This is a genomic window from Geminicoccus flavidas, from assembly GCF_009806515.1.
In the GTDB taxonomy this organism is placed as follows: Bacteria; Pseudomonadota; Alphaproteobacteria; order Geminicoccales; family Geminicoccaceae; genus Geminicoccus; species Geminicoccus flavidus.
In genome coordinates, this window is record NZ_WUJP01000080.1 from 1 (window position 1) to 1,295 (window position 1,295).

The following is a 1,295-nucleotide window of genomic DNA, read 5'->3' on the forward strand; positions in this document are numbered from 1 at the left end:
CGGCGAGACGGCGCTCTACGCCGCCACCGCCCGCCGACAGCCCGACCTGGACGGTCTGCGGCTCGTCGCAGCGGATCGTCACCTTGCCGGTCGCCTGGTTGGTGCGCGCCGTATCGATCACGCCGAACGCCAAGGCGGCAATCCTGACCTCGCAGCCGGCGCGGGCCGAGCCAGCGCCGGCAAGCAGGGCGGCCAGCCCAAGCAGGACGGGCCAAGGCCAGTTCATCGGCACCGCACCTCGCCAAGGAAGGGCATCGGGTCGTCGCCGTCGATGCCCGGCAGCAGGCAGGTGACGGATCCGCCCGGCAGCGCTGCCAAGACCGCCACCCCGCCCGAGCCGATCCCGGTGGCATGGGCCAGCCCGTCCCGGCCGACCAGGGCCAGCACCGCGCCTGCCGAATCGGCCAGCTCCAGGCCGCCCGGCAGCGGTTGGCCCTGCCCGTCGACCAGCCGCACCGTCGCCTGCCGCTCACGGCGGATGCCGAAATCGACGGTCATGCCGCTGCGGTCGGCGGGCACCGCGTCCACCTGCGGGTCGCTGACCTGGGCATCCAGCGGCAGGTCCTCGACCTCGACCCGGATCCGGTTGGACTGGTAGGGCAGCAGCCCCGGCAGGAGCAACCGACCATCCGCATCGGTCCGGCCGACCTCGCGGTTCTCGAGGTAGACGCGCACGTCCGGCATGTCCGGCAGCTCCACCATGCCGAACGCGCGGCCCAGGCGGCGGGACCCATCGAACCGGCCGTCCACCACGGCGAGGGAGCCCGACAGGTTCGGGCGGATGGCAGTGCTGTCCTTGCCGAGTTCCGCATCAATCCGGGTCGAGAGCTTGCTCCAGTCGTAGCCGAGGCTGCCGGCAAGGCGCGAGGAGTCGTCACTGCCGGCCCGGGCGGCGACCAGCCAGTCCGCGCCGAGGTCGCTGTCACCCTTGTTGCGCCGGTACTGCACTTCTGCGGACGTGCCGGACGCATCGTGGGCCGAGCCGGCGATAGCGCTGTCGCGCCGGTTGATCGGCAGGACATAGTTCAGGAAGAAGACCGCCTCATCGGACGGGTCGATCAGCTTGGCCGCGGTGAGCACGACCGAGCCCGGCCCCAGCCTGGTGGACCAGGAGGCGCTGGCCGACAGCGTGTCTTCGGCGGTGCGCTCGTCGCGATGCACCAGGAACAGGCCGACATTGCCGAGCGTGCCAAGGTCCAGGCCGACCCGGACCTGATCGATCCGGTTGGGCTGGGCACCGTTCTCGGCATCGCCCAGCTCCTGCCAGTCGTCACTCGTAAACCGCGTGCCGATGC

Annotated in this window: 2 protein-coding genes; both read right to left on the reverse strand. The window is 71.6% G+C overall.

Translation table 11 applies throughout. The annotated features are described in order from the left end of the window. A partial coding sequence (locus EQG76_RS02070; RefSeq protein ID WP_159710163.1) for a spore coat protein U domain-containing protein occupies positions 1-226 on the reverse strand: 226 nt, incomplete at its 3' end. Further along, positions 223-1,295, reverse strand: a 1,073-nt coding sequence (locus tag EQG76_RS02075; protein WP_159710165.1) for a fimbria/pilus outer membrane usher protein, incomplete at its 5' end; no start/stop codon positions are given. The genes EQG76_RS02075 and EQG76_RS02070, both read right to left, overlap by 4 nt.